Origin of the sequence: Actinomycetospora straminea (assembly GCF_028737255.1) — a bacterium.
Taxonomy (GTDB): Bacteria; Actinomycetota; Actinomycetes; order Mycobacteriales; family Pseudonocardiaceae; genus Actinomycetospora; species Actinomycetospora straminea.
The window spans coordinates 26,011-46,047 of the sequence record NZ_JAQZAN010000026.1; the positions used below are offsets into that span (position 1 = coordinate 26,011).

The window sequence follows — 20,037 nt, forward strand, 5'->3', positions numbered from 1 at the left end:
ACCCGGAGGCGCACGGCCTCCGACCGGTGGTTCGGTGCGGAGCGTGCCGGCGTTACCCGATCGAGGGAGACGTCACGCGGACCCGAGCCGCTCCAGCACGGACGGCAGGTCACCGGGGTGCACGACGGCCAGCGAGCGCGTCGCGCGCGTCAGGGCGACGTAGAGGTCGTTGAGGCCGCGCGGAGAGGCCTCGATCACGCCCGCGGGGTCGACGAGGACGACGGCGTCGAACTCGAGGCCCTTGGCGTCGGCGACCTCGGAGACCACGATCTGGGCGCCGAGGTCCACGGCCGGATCGCCGTCCGCGGCGCCGGTCGGTCCCGCCGCGACCCCGAGGGCCGCGGCCAGCGCGTCGACCCGGGCCCCCGGGGCGAGCACCGCGACGCGGCCGGCGCCCTCGGCGTCGACGACGGCCGCGCGGGCCTCCCGCGCCTGGGCCACGGCGGCGTCGACCAGCCCGGCCTCGTCGGTGGGGACGGCCCGCGGCGCCAGCCCCGACTCGCGGACCGACTCCGGCGGGCGCGCGCCCGGGTCGATCGCGGCGAGCACGTCGGCCGCGACGGCCATGATCTCCGCGGGTGTCCGGTAGTTGACCGTGAGCACCTCGCGGCGCCAGCGGGCCGCGACGTACGGCGAGAGCACCTCGGCCCACGACGACGCCCCGCCGCGCGCCCCGGTCTGCGCGACGTCGCCGACCAGCGTCATCGAGCGGCTGGGACAGCGGCGCATGAGCACCCGCCAGGCCATCGGCGAGAGCTCCTGGGCCTCGTCGACGATGACGTGCCCGAACGTCCAGGTGCGGTCGTCGGCGGCGCGCTCGGCCGCCGAGGCGTAGGTCGCCTCGCGGGTGCGGTCGGCGAGCACGCTGGCGTCGACGACGTCGGTGGGGCGCAGCAGCTCGGGGTCCCAGTCCTCCTCCATCGCCAGGATCTCGAGCACGCCCGCGGCGTAGGCCTCGTCGGCCTCGCGCTTGCGCTCCTCCGCCTCGCGGGCGGCGGTGTCGTCCTCGCCGAGCAGCTCGGCGACCTCGTCGAGCAGCACCGCGTCCGCGGGGCTCCACCAGGCGCCGTCGAGCAGGTCGGCGGGCGGCGCACCGGCGCGGGCGAGCAGGTCGCGGTCGGCGTCGGACCAGCCGCGCGTCACGGCGCGCAGGCGGCGCGGGGAGGTGAACAGGTCGGCGAGCAGCTGCGGGGGCGTCAGCGTCGGCCACAGCTCGTCGAGCACCGCGCGCAGGTCGGGGTCGGCGCGCAGGCCGGCCCGCACGTCGGCGAGGTCGCCGCGGTCGAGGAGGTTCGAGCGCCCGTCGAGATCGCGACCCACCCGCTCGACCTCGCGGCGGGCGAGCTGGTCGACCACCTCGCGCACGAAGGTCCGCTTGGCGTCGTTGTGCGGGCGACGGGTGCGCCGGGCGCGGGTGCGGGCCTGGGCGACGACGTCGCGGTCGACGACCACCGGCTCGCCGTCCACCACGAGCCGGATCGGCTGGCGGGGCAGCTCCTGGCGGTCGCGCACCGCGTTCGACAGCACCTTGCTCATGTCCGTGCGGCCCTTGAGCGCCGCCGCGGCCGGCGCCTCGGGACGGTGCGCGGCGAGGCCCGGGTAGAGCTCGCCGACCGTCGAGAGCAGCACGCTCGTCTCGCCCAGCGAGGGCAGGACCTGCTCGATGTAGCGCAGGAACGTCGGGTTGGGCCCGACGACGAGCACGCCGCGGCGGGCCAGCTGACGGCGGTGCGTGTAGAGCAGGTACGCCGCGCGGTGCAGCGCGACCGCCGTCTTGCCCGTCCCCGGCCCGCCCTCGACGACGACGACGCCGTTGGCGCTGGAGCGGATGACCCGGTCCTGCTCGCCCTGGATGGTCGCGACGATGTCGCCCATGCGTCCCGTGCGCCCCGCCGAGAGGGCCGCGAGCAGCACCGCCTCGCCGGTCAGCCCCGTCCGCTGGGTGGCGCGTGACGCGGCGGCCGCTGCTGCTTCGTCGAGGTCGAGGATCTCGTCGTCCACGGCCGTGACGCGCCGGCTGCGCGAGCGGATGTGGCGGCGGCGGGTCACGCCGTCCGGCGACGCGGCGGTCGCGGTGTAGTACGGCCGGGCCGCCGGGGCGCGCCAGTCGACGAGCAGCGGCTCGTAGTCGTGCGCGTCGTCGAGCAGCCCGAGGCGCCCGACGTAGAGGACGTCCTGGTCGAGCCCCTCGATCGGGCCCGGGTCGCCGTCCACGGGCGGGGGCGGCGGCCGGTCGGGATCGAGGTCGAGGCGCCCGAAGCACAGGCCCTGCTCGACGGCCGACAGCGTCGCGAGCTGCTCGGAGTACATCTGCGCGGCGGCGTCACGCTCGGACACCGCCTGGGGCGTGCCGGTGGTCTCCTCGCGCAGCACGCGGGCGAGCAGGGCGGCCGTCTCGGCGCGCCGCTCGTCGAGCTTGCCGTAGAGCATCGTGACGTAGGGCTGCTCGGTGGCGACGGGGTCGGCGCCGGGATCCGGCGGGTCGCCGCGCGCGGTGTCGGCGGCGGACGGGGACGTACGGGTCACGCGGGCCTTCTCCAGCGGACGGTCCGGCGTCGGTGTGCCGGGACGACCATTCACGGTAGCGCCGCCCCCCGACGTCGCGCCGCCGAGTGGCCCACCTCAGACGGGGTGGTTGCGCGCCACCCCGTCGTCGTCGGCGGCCCGCGTGATCCGCTCCTGGGCGACGAGCACCTCGAGGTGGGCGTCGGTCTCGAGCACCGCGAGCATGCGATTGAAGGTCTCCAGCTCGTCGAGCCGCAGCTCACGGCGGGTCCAGCGCAGGGCCACGGCGATCTCGGCGGCCGTCGTCATCCCCTTCTCCACGGCCGCGGCGATCTCGTCGAGGCGCCGGTCGTGGTGGAGCAGCAGCTCGTCGACCCGCGCGTGCACGCTCGGCGCGACCGGCCCGTGGGCGGGCAGCAGCAGGCGGTCGGGTTCGGCGCGCAGGGCCGCGAGCGACGCCAGGTACCGGATGAGCGCGCCCGGTTTCGCCGCCGGCTCGAAGCCGATCGAGGGCGTGATGTGGGGCAGGACGTGGTCGCCGGCGAACAGCATCGGGCCGTCGGCGACGGTCCCGTCGACGTACACCAGGTGCCCGCGGGTGTGGCCCGGCGTTTCGCGGGCGACCAGCGAGCGTCCGCCGGCGAGCAGCTCCTGGCCGTCGACGAGCCACTCGTCCGGGTCGGCGAAGTCCTCCACCGGCGGCGCCTCGGCGTCGGCGAGCCAGGCCAGGACGGTGTCGGCGAGGTCGGCGGCGCCCGCCCGCTGCAGGCCCGCGACCTGGGCCTGCATCCCCGTGTCGCGGCCCCGGACCTCCCGCAGCGACTCGGCCTCGCCCGCCCCGAGCGCCACCCGGCCGCCGTGGGCCCGGCGCAGCGCGATCGCCTGGCTGTAGTGGTCGCGGTGCACGTGGGTCACGAGGAAGCGCCGCACGTCGCCCGGCTCGGCGCCGAGCTCGCCCAGCAGGCGGCGCAGCACGTCGCGGGAGGCGTCGATGGCCCAGCCGCCGTCGACGAGCGTGAGGTCGTCGGCGCCCCCGTCGGGGGTCAGCGCGTAGACGTTGACGGCGCGCAGCGCGTCGCTGGGCAGCGGCAACGGCAGGCGATGGACGCCGGGCGCGACGGTCTCGAGCTCGGGCCTGGTCCAGGCGTGCCGGTCGGAGATCACTCCCCGGAGGATGCCCCTGCCCCGGCACCCGCCGCCGCGTGGGGGTCGCTGACGCCCTCGCGGGCCGCCCGGGCCTCGGCACGGCGCGCGCCCGCGACACCGAAGTGGTCACCGCCCTTGCGGCGCGCGTCGTCGGTGCCCCAGGAGCGCTTGCGGTCCACCGGGACCATCCGCGGGATGTGCTTGCGGCAGTGGATGTAGGCCTCCTCGACGGTGACCTCGACCCACACGTCCGCCTTCCGGCCCGGCACCGACTCCTCGGGCAGGTCGGGGTGCGCGCTGCGCAGGAGCACGTCGTCGACGAGGCGCGCCGAGCCGTTGACGTGCAGCCCGATGAGCTCGTCGGTGAAGTCGACCATGAGCAACCCCACGTGCGGGTTCTCGGTGATGTTGCCCAGGCTCGCCATGACGCCGTTGCCGCGGTACTCCGGCCAGGCCAGGTGCCGGTCGTCGAGCACCCGCAGGAACCCGGGCGGTCCCGCGCGCAGCGTGGAGTCGCACTCGCCGTGCGCGTCCGACGTCGCCACGAACGCCATCGACATGCGCGCCACGAACTCCTGCATGGCCGGGACGAGCCGGTCGCACATCTGGTCGGCGTGGAACCGCTCGGCGCGGTCCGACGTGCCGAGCGCGTCCTGCAGGACGTGCTCACCGGCGGAGCCCGGGCGCTCGGGGTGGGGGTCGGGCTGATCGGGCTGGGGGGTGACCCGGTCGCTCATCGACGCCTCTCCGCGATCCGCTGGGGACCGCCGTGGTCGCGGCGGCGCACCGGGCGGGGCTGGTGGGACCCGTGAGGAAGGAGGGACCACCCCGCCCGCGGAGCCGCTCCGTTCGGGGGACGTGCTCGATGGAACATGTTCGTCCGGTCGCTGTCGAGTCGCTCCGTGACCCGACGCTCGCCCGGCGCAGTCGTCGTCCGTGCCGCTGCGACCCGTTCTGCGCCGAACAGCCGCACTTCCTTGTGATCTGTGTCACTTCGTGATCAGGCCGAGACCGGGGCGCGGTGGGACCGTGACCCTCGCTCACGGGCCTGAACAGGCGCGACGTGACGGGCACCGAGGGTCCCGTGACCGCTGCACCGGGTGACGGGGCCTTCCCCCGCCTCCTACCGTGGTGGGCGTCCGGAGACCCGTGGCAGCTGGCTCCGGACCCGCGCTCGTCCCGCCCGGGCCTGTCCGGCGGGCGCGGCCCCCGAATCCAGCGGTGACAGGCCGACAGCCGACATCGGACTCCCCACCGGTGACGGCACCCGGCTCGCTCCCCCTCGCGCCGGGTCGCAGCGGCGGCGCGCCGGAGACCCCGCATGTCCCGACACCGTGCGGCGCCCGCCCGAGCGGCGACGCCTCCCCCGACCGACCCCACGCTGCACGCGGCCGAGCCGCACCCGTCCGGGCCGCTCCCCCGCTCCGGGCGCCGGGCCGAGCCCCACCCGTCCGGGCCGCTCCCCCGCGCCCGGCGCCGGGCCGAGCCCCACCCCTCCGGGCCGCTCCCCCGCGCCCGGCGCCGGGGCCCCGACGAGCCCGACACCGCCGCGCTCGACCTCGCGGCCATCGCGCTCGCGGCCGCCGGCGCCCGTCAGGCCGGGCTGCCGGCCACCGGGACCTCGCCCGCCACTGGGGCGACCGCCGTCCCGCGCACGACCGCCGACGACCCGGCGGGCCGCACCGCCGGCCCCGTCACGGGCGGCACGCCGCGTCCGGCGTACCCGGCCGCCGTCCCGAGCGCGCTCGCGCCCGTCACGCCGTCGCACCCGCTGCCCGCGGTGGCGCGCGACCCCGGTCGACGCACGGCCCTGCCGACCCGCACCGCCGGGGCCCTCGCCCTGGTCGGCGCGCTGGCGGGCGGCGGCGTCGCCGTGATCGGCGGGAGCGCCGTGCTCGCGGCCGACCCCACGCCGGCCTCGGTCGACCTCGCGCCCGAGGTGGCCAGCGCGGCCGCGAACGCCGCCGTGCCGGCCGACGAGCCCGCCGAGCCCGCCGAGCCGCCCGCCGACGCGGTCCTCGACCTCGGCGGCTACTGAGCCGCACGGACGACGGGGCGGTCGGGAGTCCGAGGACTCCCGACCGCCCCGTCGTCGTTCGCGGTCTGCTCGCGATCAGCCGAGTGCGCTGACCAGCGCCTCGCGCTGGCGCGAGCCGAGGCCGGCGACGCGCCGGTCCTCGGGGATGCCGGCCTGCTCGAGCACGGCGGCCGCCTTGGCGGGGCCGTAGCCGGGCAGGGCCCGGACGAGCTGCGACACCTTGGTCTTGCCGGCGATCGGGTCGCTCTTGCCGCGGTCGAGGACCGCGGGGATCGTCTCGTCGCCGCTCTTGATGCCGGCCAGGAGGGCCGAGCGGGCCTGGCGAGCCTCACGCGACTTGGCCTGGGCGGCCTCGCGCTGCTCGGGGGTCAGGGTCGGGAGGGCCATCGCGGTGTCTCCCCTCTCTGTGGTGCGGGGTCGTCGCGGCAGGACCGCGACGTCGGTCGGACCGGTCGCACAGACGGTCACACGGACGGTCGGTCGACACCGCACGCCACGCCGCGACGGCTGCCGCGATCCGGACGCCCGGGCCGATGGTTGCGGGACGGTACACCAGCTCGCCGAGCACCCCGCCCCTGACCTGGGCGGATCAGCGAGCGACCGCCACCGGTGACCGCGCGGCGGGCGCGCGATCACCCACCCGCGCCTCCCCCTTCCCGCGCGTGATCGCCCGGTCCCCCACCGGGCGAGGGGGCTGCGCTCAGCGACGGGGACGTGACGCCCGGTACACGATCGCCGGCGGCAGGTTCCGCCACACCACCGGCGACGTCTCGACGTCCGCGAAGCAGTCGCCGAGCTCCTCGCGCAGCGCCCGTGCCGGGGCCGCCCACGCGGTGGCGCAGTACGCGAACTGCACGAACACCCCGTCGTCGGTCAGGGCGCGGGCGACGACGGGCAGCAGGGAGTCCTCCCGGCCCGGCCGCGTCGCCGACCACCCCAGGCCGCTGACCACGGCGTGCGCGCCCCGGATGTCCCGCAGCGCCAGGAGCGCGCCCAGCTCGGCGACGTCCGCGGGCACGACCTCGACGCCGCCGAAGCGCTCGGCGAGACGGTGCGCGAGCACCGGGTTGATCTCGACGGCGAGCTGGCGACCCCGCCCGGCGAGGCGCTGGGTGAGCAGGCCGGTGAACGCCCCGCTGCCGGCCCCGAGCTCGACGACCACCGGGTCGGCGGGCGCGGTGCGCAGCGCCGCGTCGGCCATGCCGCGGGCGAGGGCGGTGCTGCTCGGCCACACCGACGCCGTCGCGACGGGGGCGCGGACGAACTGCGCGGCGAACACCGCGCGGTCGGCGAGCGACGCCTCGCGGGGCGCGGGGGTGTCCTCAGGCGACATGCTCGAGCTCCGGGGTCGTGGGGAGCGGGGTCGGCGCGCGCCGGGCCGCCGGGTGCCCGAGGGGGTCGGGCGGCAGCACCGCGGCGACGGCGTCGGCGCAACCGCGCGCGAGGGCGCGGCGCGCGTCGGCGCGGGCGCGGCCGGCGGGCAGGGTGGTCGTGTCGACGATCGCGCAGGTGGTGACGTCGACGACGACGTCCGGGACGGCCAGCACGCGGAGCAGGGACGCGGCGAGGGTGTCGTCGCCGATGAAGGCGGCGGTGGCGTCGACGCCGCGGCCGTCGCCGGTGAGGCGCCCGTAGCGCACCGCCACCGGCACGACCGGGGCGCCGGCCTCGTACGCGGCCTGGAAGGCGGCCGGCCGGAACGGGCCGAGGTCACGTCCGCAGCGGGTGGTGCCCTCGGCGAACACGCCGACGGGGGTGCCGGCCCGCAGGGCGTCGGCGAGGCCCGCGACCGCACCGGGCAGGTCGCGCAGCCGGTCGCGGTCGAGGAAGACCGTGCCGGCGCGGGCGGCCATGATCCCGAGCACCGGCCACTGCCGGACCTCGGTCTTCGCGAGCATCCGCACGGGGGCCACGGCGTGCAGCGCGAAGACGTCGAGCCAGGAGACGTGGTTGGCGACGACGAGCGCGCCGGGCGGCACGGGTGGGATCGCCGGCCCCCGGTGGCGCACGTGCACCCCGCAGGCCGACAGCACCGCGGCCGCCCAGACGCGCTGGACGGCCGCCGTCACCGACGGACCGAGCAGCGGCCCCACGAGCGCCGCGACGAGGCCCACGAGCAGCACCACGAGGAGCGCCGAGCCCCGCACGACCAGGCGGATCGCCCGCCGCACGCGGGCCGCCCGGCTCCCGGGCGGGACCACCGGCAGGCAGCCCGGACCGCACGGCGACGTCGGTGACCAGGCGTTCACCCGGCCTCCCCGAAGAGGTAGCGGCGCCACCGCGGGTCGATGGCGGTGTGGTCGAGCAGCACGAACAGGTCGGCGACGCCGAAGTCGGGGTCGAGGGCCGGCGCGCCGCCGATCTCGGCGCCGAGGCGCAGGTAGCCGCGCAGCAGCGGCGGCAGGCCGGCGACGGCGGCCCTGCGGGCACCGGGCGCCTCGGGGTCGTGGTCGGCGATCGGGGCCTCGCGCCACGGGCGCACCCGCCGTGCGGCCGGGGCGAGGTGCTGGGAGGCGACGAGCGACCAGACGCCGCCGGGCATCGCGCCCGCCGGGGTGAGCGGCACGCTCGCGCACCCGACGACCCACCGGTGCCCGGTCAGCACCATGTAGCGGCCGATCCCGGCCCAGACCAGCGAGAGCACGACGCCGTGGCGGTGGGCGGGGTGCACGCAGGAGCGCCCGACCTCGACGATCTCGTCGCGCAGCGGCGCGAGCGCGGTGAGGTCGAACTCGGTGTCGGAGTAGAGGCTGCCGGCCGCGCGGGCCCCGTCCGGCGTGAGCATCCGGTAGGTGCCGACGATCTCGCCGGTCGCGTCCTCGCGGACGACGAGGTGGTCGCAGTGGGCGTCGAAGGCGTCGGCGTCGCGGCCCTCGGCGGCCGCGGTCAGCGCGACCGTGTCGTCGGCGGCGGGACGGGCCCCCTGCTCGACGGCGAACACCGCGTGGCGCAGCCGCTGCGCGGCGGCGACGTGGGTGGGCTCGCGCGTGAGCAGCAGGCTGTAGCGACCGGCGGCGTCGGACGCGGCGTCGCCGGCCGTGTCCGCCCCGACGACGACCGGGGCGGGCCCGGTGGGCGGCGCGGGCTCCGCCGCGCGCTCGTCCTGGGTCTCGGGAGCGGGTCCGACCGACCGCGCCAGCACCTGGGATGTGGCCATGGCCCGGTGTCTACGGTCCGAGATCGCCCGGGGGCCCACCCCGGCGTGACCGTCGAGTGTGGTCCCGGTGAACTCGCATGTGCGCTCCGAGCAGGTGAGCAGAAAGGCGTGCTCCAGCACTCTTTTCTGCTCACGAGCCCGCAGGGCACCTCAGGCCGCCGGCGTGGCCACCGGCGTGCCCTCCTCGGTCCGGTCGCCGGTCATGACCGCGGTGTAGTGCCCGAGCAGCTCCTCGCAGATCGAGGGCCAGGTCCGGCCGAGCACGCGGCGGCGGCCGGCCGCGCCGAAGGCCGCGCGCGCGTCGGGGTCGTCGCGCCACGCCGCGACCCGCCCGACGATCTCGGCGCCGGCGGTGGGCGAGGTGGGGTCGTAGAGCCAGCCGGTGCGGCCCGGCTCGACGAGGTCGGCGACGCCGCCCGCGTCCGGCGCGAGCACCGGCAGCCCGGAGGCCTGGGCCTCCTGGACGGCCTGGCAGAAGGTCTCGTGCGGGCCGGTGTGCACGAAGGCGTCGAACGAGGCGTAGGCGCGGGCGAGCTCGGTGCCGCCGCGGAAGCCCAGGAAGTGCGCCGACGGCAGCAGCTCGCCGAGACGGTGGCGCGAGGGCCCGTCACCGACGACGACCACCCGCACGCCCGGCAGCCCCTCGAGCGCGGCGAGGCGTTCGACCTGCTTCTCCGGCGCGAGCCGCCCCACGTACCCGACGAGCACCTCGCCGCCGGGCGCGAGCTCGGCGCGCAGGGCGTCGTCGCGGCGCCCGGGGTGGAAGCGGGCGGTGTCGACCCCGCGCCCCCAGCGGTGCACGCGCGGCACACCGTGGGCGCGCAGCGTGTCGACCGCCCACCGCGACGGCGCGAGCGTGCGCGAGGCCCCGCCGTGCAGCCGGCGGATCCAGCGCCAGGCGGCCCGCGCGGTCAGCCCGATGCCGTACGACGCGGCGAACCCGGCGACGTCGGTCTGGTAGACGGCGATCGCGGGCACGCCCATCCGCCGGGCCACGGTCAGCGCCCGCGCGCCCAGGACGAACGGGGACGCGAGGTGCACGACGTCGGGCCGGTACTCCTCCAGCGCCGCGCGGACCGCCGGCGTCGGCACCCCGATCGGCAGCGAGTCGACGACCGGCAGGTCGACCGACGGCACCCGCACCACCGGCACGTGCGGGGCGCCGGGCACCTCGTCCGGGCCGGCCCCGGGCGCGATGACCATCGCGGAGTGGCCACGGCGCTGCAGGTGGGCGACGACCTGGAGCACGGAGTTGGTGACGCCGTTGACGGCGGGGAGGAACGACTCGGTCACGACGGCGACGCGCACGACCGCACCGTGGCCGCCCCAGGGCCACGAGGGCCGACGACGACGTGTCCCTCGTCCTAACACCGACCCAACACTGTGGTCGCCGCCGGCCCGGGCCCCGGCGCACGGTTCCTCGCCGACGAGATCGTGGTCACCGACGGTCAGACCGGACCCGGAGGATCTCGAGTCGCCCGGCGTGTCGCGCCGGCGGACCCCGGCGTGTCGACCACGGTCGGTCGATCTGCGTGCGAACGCTGCGCGTGTCGGGCGATCCTGTCGTGTTGACAGGGTCGGTGGCGCTGTCGGCTACTGGACACCGACGCCACCGAGCGGCGACGACGACGCGTGTCCGCGAAGCGGCGCGCGGCCCGACGACGAGGAGGAGGACCGTGGTCGACGCCCCCTCCCATCCGTGGTCGTCGGGAGTGCCGGGCCCCGCCGACTTCGACCGCCCCAGCTCCGCGCGCGTCTACGACTTCCTCCTCGGCGGCACGTCCCACGGCGCCGTCGACCGCGTCCTCGGCCGGGACCTGCTGCGCGCCGAGCCGCTCGTCGAGTCGATCGCGCGCGAGAACCGCTCGTTCCTGCGCCGCGCGGTCACCTTCCTCGCGCACGCCGGCATCGACCAGTTCCTCGACCTCGGCTCGGGCATCCCGACGATGGGCAACACGCACGAGGTCGCCCGCCGGGTCCGGCCGGACGCGCGGGTCGCGTACGTCGACATCGACCCGGTCGCCGTCGCCCACGGCGAACTGCTGCTGGGTCCGGGCAGCCAGGGCATCACGGCGACGCACGCCGACCTGCGCCACCCCGAGGCCGTGCTCGCCGCGCCCGCGGTCACCCAGGTGCTCGACCTCGACCGGCCCGTCGCCGTGCTCATGTTCTCGGTGCTCCAGCACGTGCCCGACGCCGACGACCCGGCCGGCGTGGTCCGGGGCTACCTCTCGCGCGTCGTGCCCGGCAGCGCGCTCGCCGTGTCCCACTTCTCCGGCGACGACCCGCGCATCGACAGCGAGGCGATCCGCCGCCTCACCCGCGCCTACGCGGGCGGCACGGCGACGCCGCGCTCGGGCGCCGACCTCGCCGCGATCATCGGCGACGTCGAGCTCGTCGAGCCCGGGCTGGTCTACGCCGCGCAGTGGCGCCCGGAGGCCGGGCGGCACCAGGGCCCCCTCGACACCGCGTGCTGCGGGCACCGCGCGGCCGTGGGGTTCGTGCGGGGCTGATCGGCCCCCGGGCCCCTCGGCACGCGGACCGCTCACCTCGACCCCCGGCGGCCTGGTCGCACCGAACGGAGCAGCTCTGGACGCCCCTCACTACTCCGTTCGCCGCCCGACGCCCTCGGGCGACCACTCACCGCGACACCAGCGCGTTCGCCGGTCACGGCTCGTCACGAAAGGTCTCGGTTCGGTTACGGTCCCTGACAGCGCCGTCCCGCTCCCCAGCACGACCCGGGCGGCGGACGGGGCCGCCCGGCGGGGTCCCACCCCGCCCCCGCGCCCGCCCACCTGGACGACATCCGAGACGAACCCCCGAACGAATCGGAGCCCCGATGTCTGGTCGCCACGCCATGCCCACCGCCCCCTCCCGCCCCCTGCTGCGCGCCGGCGTCGTCGCCGCGGCCGCGGTCACCGGCCCGCTCGCCATCAGCGGCACCGCGATGGCCGCGCCGTCGGTCTCCCCCGACTCCAACGCCACCTGGGACCGCCTCGCCATGTGCGAGAGCACCCAGAACTGGGAGGCCGACACCGGCAACGGCTTCAAGGGCGGCCTGCAGTTCACCGAGTCCACCTGGGAGGAGTTCGGCGGCGAGCGCTTCGCCTCCTCCCCCGACCAGGCCAGCCGCGAGGAGCAAATCCGCGTGGCCAAGAAGGTCCAGGACGAGCAGGGCTGGAACGCCTGGCCCACCTGCTCGGAGAAGCTCGGACTGCAGTAGGACGTGCACGCCTGGCGTCCACGCTGGCACCGGACGTCAGGAAATCCCCCCGCTCGCCGCCACCGCTGCCACGATGTCGCTCATGCCCGACGCCGACGTCATCGTGGTGGGGGCGGGGCTCGCGGGCCTCGTCGCCACGGCCGAGCTCGCGGACGCGGGCCGGCGGGTGGTCCTGCTCGACCAGGAGCCCGAGGCCTCGCTCGGCGGGCAGGCGTGGTGGTCGTTCGGCGGGCTGTTCCTCGTCGACAGCCCCGAGCAGCGCCGCCTGCGCGTCCGCGACTCGTTCGACCTGGCCTGGTCCGACTGGACCTCCAGCGCCGGCTTCGACCGTCCCGACGAGGACCGCTGGGGCCGGGAGTGGGCCCGCGCCTACGTCGAGTGGGCCGCCGGTGAGAAGCGCGCCTGGCTGCACGCGATGGGCGTGCGCTTCTTCCCCGTCGTCGGCTGGGCGGAGCGCGGCGGGGCGTCGGCCACCGGGCACGGCAACTCCGTGCCCCGCTTCCACATCGTCTGGGGCACCGGCCCCGGCATCCTCGAGCCGTTCCTGCGTCGGGTCCACGCCGCGGTCGCCGACGGGCGCGTGACGATCCGCTGCCGCCACCGCGTCGATGCCCTCACGAGCTCCGGCGGCGCGATCACCGGCGTGTCCGGCGCCGTGCTGCAGCCCTCGGAGGTCGCGCGCGGCGAGTCCAGCTCGCGCACCGTCGTCGGCGACTTCGCGCTGAGCGCCGACGCCGTCGTCGTCACCTCGGGCGGCATCGGCGGCGACCACGACGCCGTGCGCGCCGCGTGGCCCGAGCGCCTCGGCCCGCCGCCGCAGCAGATGATCTCCGGGGTGCCCGCCCACGTCGACGGCCGCATGATCGGGATCAGCGAGGACGCCGGCGCGCGCGTCGTCAACCGCGACCGGATGTGGCACTACACCGAGGGGATCGTCAACCACTCCCCGGTGTGGCCGCTGCACGGCATCCGCATCCTGCCCGGGCCGTCCTCGCTCTGGTTCGACGCGGAGGGCCACCGCCTGCCCGCGCCGCTGTGGCCCGGGTTCGACACGCTCGCCACCCTCGAGCACATCCGGCGCACGGGCCACGACCACACCTGGTTCGTGCTCACCCAGCGGATCCTCGAGAAGGAGTTCGCGCTCTCGGGCTCCGAGCAGAACCCGGACTTCACCGGCCGGGACGTCCGGCTGACCCTGCAGCGCGTGCGACCCGGGCCCACCGAACCGGTCGCGGCGTTCCAGCGCTCGGGCGAGGACTTCGTGCAGGCCGACGACCTCGGCACCCTGGTGGACCGGATGAACGCGCTGACCCCGACGCCGTTGCTGGACGGGGCCCGGATCGAGCGGGAGGTCCTCGCCCGCGACGCCGAGCTCGCCAACCCCTACGGCAAGGACGGCCAGCTCGCCGCGGTCCGCGGCGCCCGCGCCTACCTCGGCGACCGCCTCGTGCGCGTCGCCCCGCCCCACCGCATCCTCGACCCGGCGGCGGGGCCGCTGGTGGCGGTCAAGCTGCACATCCTGACGCGCAAGACGCTCGGCGGGCTCTGGACGGACCTCGACGGCCGGGTCCTCCGGGCCGACGGCACCCCACTGCCCGGCCTGTACGCGGCGGGCGAGGCCGCGGGCTTCGGCGGCGGCGGGGTGCACGGCTACCGCTCGCTGGAGGGCACGTTCCTCGGCGGCTGCCTGTTCTCGGGGCGGCAGGTGGGACGCGCCCTGGCGTGATCGCTCAGGCCGGCGCGCCCGACTCGGTGCCGATCCAGATGCGCACGATCGACCCGGTCGACACCGCCGTGCCGGGCTCGGGGTCCTGGCGGGCGATGTGCGCACGCCCGGCCGCGGTGTGCCAGGCGTTCTCCGGAACGGCGAGCAGACCGGCGTCCAGGGCACGGTCGTGGGCCTCGGCGGCCGGGACGCCGACCAGCTCGGGCACGCGCGCCGTGGTGCCGCTCTCCGCGGCCACGGGAGTGGCCGGGACGTCGTCGGGCACGGGGTCCTCCTCGGGAGTCGGTTCCATCGCCACCCCTCAGGCCGCGGGGGTGTCGCGGCCGGCGTGCTCGCGACGGGCGTCACGGCGACGGCGGGCGAGGAGCGTGCGGCGCTCGTCCTCGCTCTCCCCGCCCCACACGCCGTAGGGCTCCTCCACCGTCCGGGCCCACTCGCGGCAGGGCGCGAGGACCGGGCAGCCCGCGCAGATCTCCTTCGCGCGGGCGACCCGGCGTTGCCGCGAGGGGTCCCGCTCGCCCTCCGGGTGGAAGAACACCGCGAGATCCATGTCGCGACAGGCCGCGCGGCGCTGCCAGTCCCAGTGCTCCACGATCGCGGCCGGTAGGCGCGACACGTCCGCCACGGCAACCACCTCCTACAGCTTGTCGTAGGGGGCGCATACCCCCGGGGGCGGTGTCACACCCGGACCGGCCGGAGATCGGCGGTGGCGGCATCCGCTGCGCCCGGGGTCCCCCTCGGCGCCGCGCCCACACCACCGTCGGCACCCGGTGCTGTGTCCACCGTCATCCGCGGAGGTGTGCCGCGATCCGCCACCGACCCGTCGACGGGCCGCGGGCGCGATCTCCGTCCCGCGGGCGATCAGCGCGGCCGCGGCGTCAGGCCCGCGCCCGCCGCCGACGCAGCAGGACCATGACGGCCACGATGACGAGCAGCAGCGCCGCCGCGCCCAGCACACGCCAGGTGGTGCCGGCGCCGGTGTCCGCGACGGTGATCGTGGTCTCGAGCCGCTGCTCCCCGCAGGTCGCGGTGACCTTGACGGGGCCCGGTGCCGCGTCGGCCGCGATCGTCACCGTCGACGAGACCGCCCACGGCTGGTGGCCCTCGGGGTCGCGCTCCCACGCGGTCCCGGTGACGCCGGGGCCGGCGGCCGGGGTCGTCGCCGGCTCCTCGCAGCCCATCTGCGCGGGCAACGACGTGCCCGGCGCGAGCGGGGCGCCGTCACCGATGACGAGACCGGGATCGGCCGCCGCGGTGCCCGCACCCAGCGCGAGCAGGGCCACCACCAGCGAGGTCAGGAGCAGGCGCACCCGCTCACGGTGCCACCGACGGGCCGTCCACGGGCCGGCCCGAGCGCACACGTTCAGGGCGGATCGGCCCGGGGCAGCCAGCGGCCATGGAGCAACGCCACCTCGGCGGCCAGGGCCTGCGCGTCTCCGCGCTCGGCCTCGGCTGCATGGGCATGACCTTCGCCTACGGCGGTCAGGACGACACCGAGTCGCGCGCGACGATCGAGCGCGCGATCGATCTCGGCGTCACCTTCCTCGACACCGCCGACATGTACGGCCCGCACACCAACGAGGAGCTGCTCGGCTCGGTGCTGGCCGGGCTGGGCCCGAGGCGCGACGAGGTCGTGCTCGCCACCAAGTTCGGCAACGAGATCGGCCCCGACGGGCAGGGCACCGGCCGCGTCAACGGCCGCCCCGACTACCTGCGCGGCCAGATCGACGGGTCGCTGCAGCGGCTCGGCGTCGACCACGTCGACCTCTACTACCAGCACCGCGTCGACCCCGACGTCCCGATCGAGGAGACCTGGGGCGCGCTGGGCGAGCTCGTCACGGCCGGCAAGGTCCGCCACCTCGGCATCTCCGAGGCCGCACCCGACACCATCCGCCGCGCCCACGCCACCGCCCCGATGAGCGCGGTGCAGACCGAGTACTCGCTGTTCACCCGCGACGTCGAGGACAACGGCGTCCTCGCGACGTGCCGCGAGCTCGGCATCGGGTTCGTGCCCTACAGCCCGATCGGCCGCGGCTTCCTGTCCGGCACGATCCGGCGCACCGAGGACCTGCCCGAGGGCGACTGGCGGCGCAACTCGCCGCGGTTCCGGGGCGAGGCGCTGCAGGCCAACCTGCGGGTCCTGGACGAGGTGAACTCGCTGGCCGAGCGCAAGGGCGTCACGCCGACACAGCTCGCGCTCGCGTGGGTGCTCGCCCAGGGTGACGACGTCGTGCCGATCCCGGGCACCAAGCGCCGCACCTACCTCGAGGAGAACGTCGGCGCGGCCGACGTCACCCTCAGCACCGAGGAGCTCGCGGCGATCGAGGAGGTGGCCCCGGTCGGCGTCGCCGCCGGCGAGCGCTACCCCGCCGCCGCCATGCGGACGCTCAACCACTGACCCCGACGTGCGTGATCTTCTGAGCTGTGGCTCGGAAGATCACGCACGACGGGTCGCCTCCTCGCGGGTCGTCAGGGCGACCCCGGCGCGCAGGGACGAGGCGGCGTCGAGGATCGCGTCCCGCGCCGTCGGGACGACGCCGGCCAGGCCCGCGTAACCGTGCACCAGCCCGGGGAAGCGGCGGAACGCGACCGGCACGCCGGCGGCGCGCAGCGCCACGACGAGCTCCTCCCCCTCGTCGCGCAGCGGGTCGAACCCGGCCGTCGAGACGTAGCAGGGCGGCATGATCCCGAGGTCGTCGACCTCGAGCAGACCGGTCGCCCGGATCGGCTCGATCCCGTCGGGCAGGTAGTAGCGCTCGAAGACCTCGATGTCGACGGTGCGCAGCCCGAAGCCCTCCGCGAACAGCTCCCGCGAGCCGCCCGCGCGCCCCGCGTCGGTGACCGGGTACATCGCCAGGACGAACGCCGGGGACTCGCCGCGGCGCCGGGTGAGCTGGTGGGCGGCGGTGAGGGCGAGGTTGGCGCCCGCCGAGTCGCCGCCCGTGGCCACGGCCGTCGCCCGGAAGTCCTCGCGGTGGGTCAGGACGTGGTGCAGCGCCGACGCCGCGTCGGCCAGTCCGGCCGGGAACGGGTGCTCGGGCGCCAGTCGGTACTCCACCGACAGCACCCGCACCGCGGCCTGGTGGGCGAGCACGCGGCACAGGGGCTCGCTCGAGACGAGGCTGCCCAGCGCGAACCCGCCGCCGTGGAAGTGCACGAGCAGCGGCGCGTCCCGGTCGGCCACCTCCGCCGGCGTGTAGAGCCGGGCGGCGAGCGTGCCGGGCTCCTCGCGGCCGGGCCCCGCGTCCACCGGGATCGCCACGTCCTCCGCCGCGACCCCGGGCGTGGCCGACCACGCGAGGCCGGCCGCGCGGTCGGTGGCCGCGCGCTGCTCGTCCAGCGGGGGCTCCTCCCCGCCGGCGACGAGGCCGAGCAGGCGGATGACGACCTGGACGTCGAGGTCGAGGGTCTGCCCGTCGCGGTGGACCGGGGGACCGGCGATGAGCCGGCGGGCGGGGCGCGGCAGCGCGATGATGGCGCGCAGGACGCGCCGGAGGGCACCGAACATCACCCGGCGAGCCTAGGACGATCAGGGGCCGGGGCGTCGCAGGCGGACGGGCCCCGTGGCGGTCGACGGGTCGACGACGCGCCCCTGCTGGGTGATCTCCACCGATCCGGCGGCGACGAGCCGGCGCGCCGCCCGGCGGGCGTCCTCCATGAGCTCGCGCCACCCCTCGGGATCGACCCGGCGCGCCGCCTCCGACGGGCAGATCGTCGCGCCGTGCCGGCGGTGGTCGAGCAGGTCGACGATCGCGGCCTCCAGGTCGTGGTCGACGTCGCGCAACCCCCGGCGGCGGCAGGCGTCGCTGCACCAGCGCACCTCGTCGAACGACCGTGCCCAGCGCTTGCGCGGCGTCATCCGCCGCCCGCAGCCCGCGCAGGTCTTCTCGGCCGTCCCGTCCGCCACGACGTGGGGTTACCCCGCGCGCGGGTGCCCTGCCCCCGTGCGGGGTAGTGGGGGGAGGTGAGCACGCCGGTTGTCCGCGAGGTGACCATCGCCGCCCCCGTCCCCCGGGTCATCGAGGTGATCTCCGACCTCGAGAACACCGACCGCTGGGCCAACGAGGCCAAGTCGGCGAAGGTCCAGGAGCACGACGACCAGGGCCGCCCGACGCGCATCGTCGTCACCCTGGGTGCGCTGAGCTTCACCACCGACTCGACCTACGAGGTCTCCTACGGCGACGGGTCGGTGACGCTGACCTGCGTCGCCGGCAAGTTGATCAAGGAGAGCACGATCGACTACCGCGCCCACGACGAGGGCGACGGGACCACGCGGCTGGTGATGTCCTCGACGATGGAGGTCACCGTCAAGGGCGTCCCGCGCTGGGGGCTCGACCGCGCCATGGGCTCCAGCGCCGAGAAGAACCTGCAGTCGATCAAGAAGGACGCCGAGGGCTAGCAGCGCCCTAGACCACCTTCTCCGCGGCCAGGGCCGCGAGCTGCTCGTCCGACAGGCCCAGCTCGCGGTAGACCTCGGCGTTGTGGTGCCCCGGCACCGGCGGGCCGGCCCAGCGCACCGCGCCCGGGGTGTCGGAGAACACCGGCACGACACCGGGACCCAGGACGTCCTCGTCGAAGCGCTCGTCGAAGTGCGGCGCGAGCATCCCGCGGGCGCGCAGCTGGGGGTCGGCGACGACCTCGGCCGCGGTGTTGATCGGCCCGCAGATGACGCCGGCCTCGTCGAGCACGCGGCGCACCTCGTCGGCGGGCAGCGACCCCACCCAGTCGCCGACGATGCCGTCGAGCTCGTCCTGGCGCTCGCCGCGGGCGCGGTGGTCGGCGAAGCGCGGGTCGTCGGCGAGCTCCGGGCGACCCATCGCCCCGCACAGCCGCCGGAACACCGTGTCCTGGTTGGCGGCGACGACGAGCCACAGCTCGTCGGCGGTGCGGTAGACGTTCGACGGGGCGATGCCCTCGAGGCGCGTGCCGCCGGGCTGGCGGATGCGGCCGAGCTTGTCGTACTCCGGGATGATCGACTCGAGCACCGACAGGCACGCCTCGGTCAGCGCCACGTCGACGACCTGGCCCCGGCCCGTCACCGAGCGGTGGTGCAGTGCGGCGAGCACGCCCTGCACCGCGACCATCCCGGCCAGCGAGTCGCCCAGCGAGATCGCCTGCCGCGGCGGCGCCTGCCCCGGGTAGCCGTTGATGTAGCGCAGGCCCGACAGCGCCTCGGCCACCGACGCGTAGCCCGCCTTGTCCGCGTACGGGCCCGTCTGCCCGTAGCCCGACACCCGCGCGAGCACCAGGCCCGGGTTCACTGCCGAGAGCCGGTCCCAGCCGAGGTTCCAGCGCTCGAGCGTGCCCGGCCGGAAGTTCTCGACGATGACGTCGGCACCCTCGACGAGCTGCAGGAACAGCTCCTGGCCGCGCTCCGAGCGCAGGTCGAGGGTGATGCAGCGCTTGTTGCGGGCGTGGACGGTCCACCACAGCCGGTGGCCCTTGTACGACTCCTGACCCCAGTCGCGCATCGGGTCCTGCCCGCCCGGCGGCTCGATCTTGACCACGTCCGCGCCGTAGTCGGCGAGCAGCCGACCGGCGAACGGGCCGGCGACGATCGTGCCGAGCTCCAGCACCCGGACGTCGGCGAGCGGACCGGTCACTCCGACGCCGCCGGGCTCGTCCGCGCGTAGCTCCCCCGGTGGAACACGAGCGGCGGGTCGCCCGGCGCGCCGAGGTCGTGCACGGCGCCGACGACGATGAGGTGGTCGCCGCCGTCGTGCACCGCGTGCAGCGTGCAGTCGATCCACGCGGTGGCGCCCCCGAGAATCGGCGAGCCGAGCCCGGAGGTGCGCCAGTCGACGCCGGCGAACTTGTCGCCGCCGGAGATCGCGAACCGCGTGGAGAGCTCCTCCTGCTCCGCGGAGAGGACGTTGACCACGAAGCGGCCCGTCGCCTCGATCTTCGGCCAGCTCGACGACGAGCGTCCCGGCAGCACGAGCACGAGCGGTGGGTCGAGCGAGAGCGAGGAGAACGACTGGCACGTGAAGCCCGCCGGCCCGTCGGGGGTGGTGCCGGTGACGACGGTGACGCCGCTGGGGAAGTGCCCCAGCACCTGGCGCATCGTCGAGGGGTCGGTGCCCTCGCTCATTCGCGTGCCTCCCGGGAGCTGTGCCTTTGGAGAGCACCGTATTGCCCCCGTGCACCCGTCGCAGGCATGAGCCCGCGCTCGCCGACCAAGACGCTGGACGTCTCGGTCGATCTGCACTTCGCTCTTTTTCGTCCGGGATGGGTCGTGTCAC

General features: G+C 76.3%; 21 protein-coding genes. 6 read left to right on the top strand and 15 right to left on the bottom strand.

Annotation, left to right across the window (positions count from 1 at the left end):
- Positions 1-72 precede the first annotated feature (72 nt).
- The 3 genes from PH190_RS26605 to PH190_RS26615 form a co-directional block, all read right to left on the bottom strand.
- The gene (locus tag PH190_RS26605; RefSeq protein WP_274234558.1) at positions 73-2,526 is read right to left on the bottom strand and encodes a HelD family protein; all 2,454 of its coding nucleotides are present in this window, start codon (positions 2,524-2,526) and stop codon (positions 73-75) included.
- 96 nt (positions 2,527-2,622) lie between these two features.
- Complete coding sequence (locus PH190_RS26610; protein WP_274234559.1) at positions 2,623-3,669, bottom strand: MBL fold metallo-hydrolase; 1,047 nt, start codon at positions 3,667-3,669, stop codon at positions 2,623-2,625.
- Entirely contained in the window at positions 3,666-4,388 is a 723-nt protein-coding gene (locus PH190_RS26615) for a pyridoxamine 5'-phosphate oxidase family protein (RefSeq protein ID WP_274234560.1), read from the bottom strand. Before PH190_RS26615 ends, PH190_RS26610 begins: the two co-directional genes overlap by 4 nt.
- Before the next feature lie 584 nt (positions 4,389-4,972).
- Between PH190_RS26615 and PH190_RS26620 the strand changes: the two genes are divergently transcribed.
- Positions 4,973-5,689 carry a hypothetical protein gene (locus PH190_RS26620; RefSeq protein ID WP_274234561.1) on the top strand — a complete coding sequence of 239 codons (717 nt, stop codon included), beginning with the start codon at positions 4,973-4,975 and terminating at the stop codon, positions 5,687-5,689.
- 75 nt (positions 5,690-5,764) lie between these two features.
- Here PH190_RS26620 and mihF read toward each other — a convergent pair whose 3' ends face one another.
- The 5 genes from mihF to PH190_RS26645 form a co-directional block, all read right to left on the bottom strand.
- Positions 5,765-6,076, bottom strand: a complete 312-nt coding sequence (mihF, locus tag PH190_RS26625) for an integration host factor, actinobacterial type (RefSeq protein ID WP_274203977.1) — start codon at positions 6,074-6,076, stop codon at positions 5,765-5,767.
- Between the two features lie 313 nt (positions 6,077-6,389).
- Positions 6,390-7,022 (bottom strand): class I SAM-dependent methyltransferase, encoded by a 633-nt coding sequence (locus PH190_RS26630; RefSeq protein ID WP_274234562.1) that lies wholly within the window; start codon positions 7,020-7,022, stop codon positions 6,390-6,392.
- Complete coding sequence (locus PH190_RS26635; protein ID WP_274234563.1) at positions 7,012-7,938, bottom strand: lysophospholipid acyltransferase family protein; 927 nt, start codon at positions 7,936-7,938, stop codon at positions 7,012-7,014. Before PH190_RS26635 ends, PH190_RS26630 begins: the two co-directional genes overlap by 11 nt.
- Positions 7,935-8,846 (bottom strand): GNAT family N-acetyltransferase, encoded by a 912-nt coding sequence (locus tag PH190_RS26640; RefSeq protein WP_274234564.1) that lies wholly within the window; start codon positions 8,844-8,846, stop codon positions 7,935-7,937. The genes PH190_RS26635 and PH190_RS26640 overlap by 4 nt, the downstream gene beginning before the upstream one ends.
- Positions 8,847-8,996: 150 nt before the next feature.
- The gene (locus tag PH190_RS26645) at positions 8,997-10,154 is read right to left on the bottom strand and encodes a glycosyltransferase family 4 protein (RefSeq protein ID WP_274234565.1); all 1,158 of its coding nucleotides are present in this window, start codon (positions 10,152-10,154) and stop codon (positions 8,997-8,999) included.
- Between the two features lie 368 nt (positions 10,155-10,522).
- Between PH190_RS26645 and PH190_RS26650 the strand changes: the two genes are divergently transcribed.
- The 3 genes from PH190_RS26650 (at position 10,523) to PH190_RS26660 (ending at position 13,795) form a co-directional block, all read left to right on the top strand.
- Positions 10,523-11,359, top strand: a complete 837-nt coding sequence (locus PH190_RS26650) for an SAM-dependent methyltransferase (RefSeq protein ID WP_274234566.1) — start codon at positions 10,523-10,525, stop codon at positions 11,357-11,359.
- A 344-nt stretch (positions 11,360-11,703) separates the two neighbouring features.
- Positions 11,704-12,069, top strand: a complete 366-nt coding sequence (locus PH190_RS26655) for a transglycosylase family protein (protein WP_274234567.1) — start codon at positions 11,704-11,706, stop codon at positions 12,067-12,069.
- Positions 12,070-12,151: 82 nt separating this feature from the next.
- Positions 12,152-13,795, top strand: a complete 1,644-nt coding sequence (locus PH190_RS26660; protein WP_420791715.1) for an FAD-binding dehydrogenase — start codon at positions 12,152-12,154, stop codon at positions 13,793-13,795.
- Between the two features lie 4 nt (positions 13,796-13,799).
- Here the strand turns inward: PH190_RS26660 and PH190_RS26665 are convergent, their stop codons facing one another.
- From PH190_RS26665 to PH190_RS26675, 3 genes are all read right to left on the bottom strand, one after another.
- The gene (locus tag PH190_RS26665; RefSeq protein WP_274234569.1) at positions 13,800-14,060 is read right to left on the bottom strand and encodes a PASTA domain-containing protein; all 261 of its coding nucleotides are present in this window, start codon (positions 14,058-14,060) and stop codon (positions 13,800-13,802) included.
- Between the two features lie 36 nt (positions 14,061-14,096).
- Positions 14,097-14,420 (bottom strand): WhiB family transcriptional regulator, encoded by a 324-nt coding sequence (locus tag PH190_RS26670; protein ID WP_274234570.1) that lies wholly within the window; start codon positions 14,418-14,420, stop codon positions 14,097-14,099.
- Between the two features lie 253 nt (positions 14,421-14,673).
- A complete protein-coding gene (locus tag PH190_RS26675; RefSeq protein ID WP_274234571.1) occupies positions 14,674-15,105 on the bottom strand; it encodes a hypothetical protein in 432 nt (143 codons plus the stop codon).
- An 86-nt stretch (positions 15,106-15,191) separates the two neighbouring features.
- On the opposite strand from PH190_RS26675, the gene PH190_RS26680 reads away from it, so the two are divergent.
- On the top strand, positions 15,192-16,193 hold the full coding sequence (locus PH190_RS26680) for an aldo/keto reductase (protein ID WP_274234572.1): 1,002 nt from the start codon (positions 15,192-15,194) through the stop codon (positions 16,191-16,193).
- A gap of 39 nt (positions 16,194-16,232) precedes the next feature.
- Here PH190_RS26680 and PH190_RS26685 read toward each other — a convergent pair whose 3' ends face one another.
- Positions 16,233-17,303, bottom strand: a complete 1,071-nt coding sequence (locus PH190_RS26685) for an alpha/beta hydrolase (protein WP_274234573.1) — start codon at positions 17,301-17,303, stop codon at positions 16,233-16,235.
- Between the two features lie 21 nt (positions 17,304-17,324).
- Entirely contained in the window at positions 17,325-17,702 is a 378-nt protein-coding gene (locus PH190_RS26690) for a DUF3253 domain-containing protein (protein ID WP_274234574.1), read from the bottom strand.
- Positions 17,703-17,759: 57 nt separating this feature from the next.
- Between PH190_RS26690 and PH190_RS26695 the strand changes: the two genes are divergently transcribed.
- Positions 17,760-18,194, top strand: coding sequence for an SRPBCC family protein (locus PH190_RS26695; protein WP_274234575.1), 435 nt, complete (start codon positions 17,760-17,762; stop codon positions 18,192-18,194).
- A gap of 7 nt (positions 18,195-18,201) precedes the next feature.
- On the opposite strand, the gene PH190_RS26700 is transcribed toward PH190_RS26695, so the two are convergent.
- Positions 18,202-19,398 carry a CaiB/BaiF CoA transferase family protein gene (locus tag PH190_RS26700; protein WP_274234576.1) on the bottom strand — a complete coding sequence of 399 codons (1,197 nt, stop codon included), beginning with the start codon at positions 19,396-19,398 and terminating at the stop codon, positions 18,202-18,204.
- Positions 19,395-19,886 (bottom strand): flavin reductase family protein, encoded by a 492-nt coding sequence (locus PH190_RS26705; RefSeq protein WP_274234577.1) that lies wholly within the window; start codon positions 19,884-19,886, stop codon positions 19,395-19,397. Before PH190_RS26705 ends, PH190_RS26700 begins: the two co-directional genes overlap by 4 nt.
- Between the last annotated feature and the right edge of the window lie 151 nt (positions 19,887-20,037).

Coding starts and splice junctions, on each gene's coding strand:
- PH190_RS26615 (WP_274234560.1), bottom strand. CDS start 4,388: ATGAGCGACCGGGTCACCCCCCAGCCCGATCAGCCCGACCCCCACCCC.
- PH190_RS26620 (WP_274234561.1), top strand. CDS start 4,973: ATGTCCCGACACCGTGCGGCGCCCGCCCGAGCGGCGACGCCTCCCCCG.
- mihF (WP_274203977.1), bottom strand. CDS start 6,076: ATGGCCCTCCCGACCCTGACCCCCGAGCAGCGCGAGGCCGCCCAGGCC.
- PH190_RS26630 (WP_274234562.1), bottom strand. CDS start 7,022: ATGTCGCCTGAGGACACCCCCGCGCCCCGCGAGGCGTCGCTCGCCGAC.
- PH190_RS26640 (WP_274234564.1), bottom strand. CDS start 8,846: ATGGCCACATCCCAGGTGCTGGCGCGGTCGGTCGGACCCGCTCCCGAG.
- PH190_RS26655 (WP_274234567.1), top strand. CDS start 11,704: ATGCCCACCGCCCCCTCCCGCCCCCTGCTGCGCGCCGGCGTCGTCGCC.
- PH190_RS26660 (WP_420791715.1), top strand. CDS start 12,152: ATGCCCGACGCCGACGTCATCGTGGTGGGGGCGGGGCTCGCGGGCCTC.
- PH190_RS26680 (WP_274234572.1), top strand. CDS start 15,192: ATGGAGCAACGCCACCTCGGCGGCCAGGGCCTGCGCGTCTCCGCGCTC.
- PH190_RS26685 (WP_274234573.1), bottom strand. CDS start 17,303: ATGTTCGGTGCCCTCCGGCGCGTCCTGCGCGCCATCATCGCGCTGCCG.
- PH190_RS26705 (WP_274234577.1), bottom strand. CDS start 19,886: ATGAGCGAGGGCACCGACCCCTCGACGATGCGCCAGGTGCTGGGGCAC.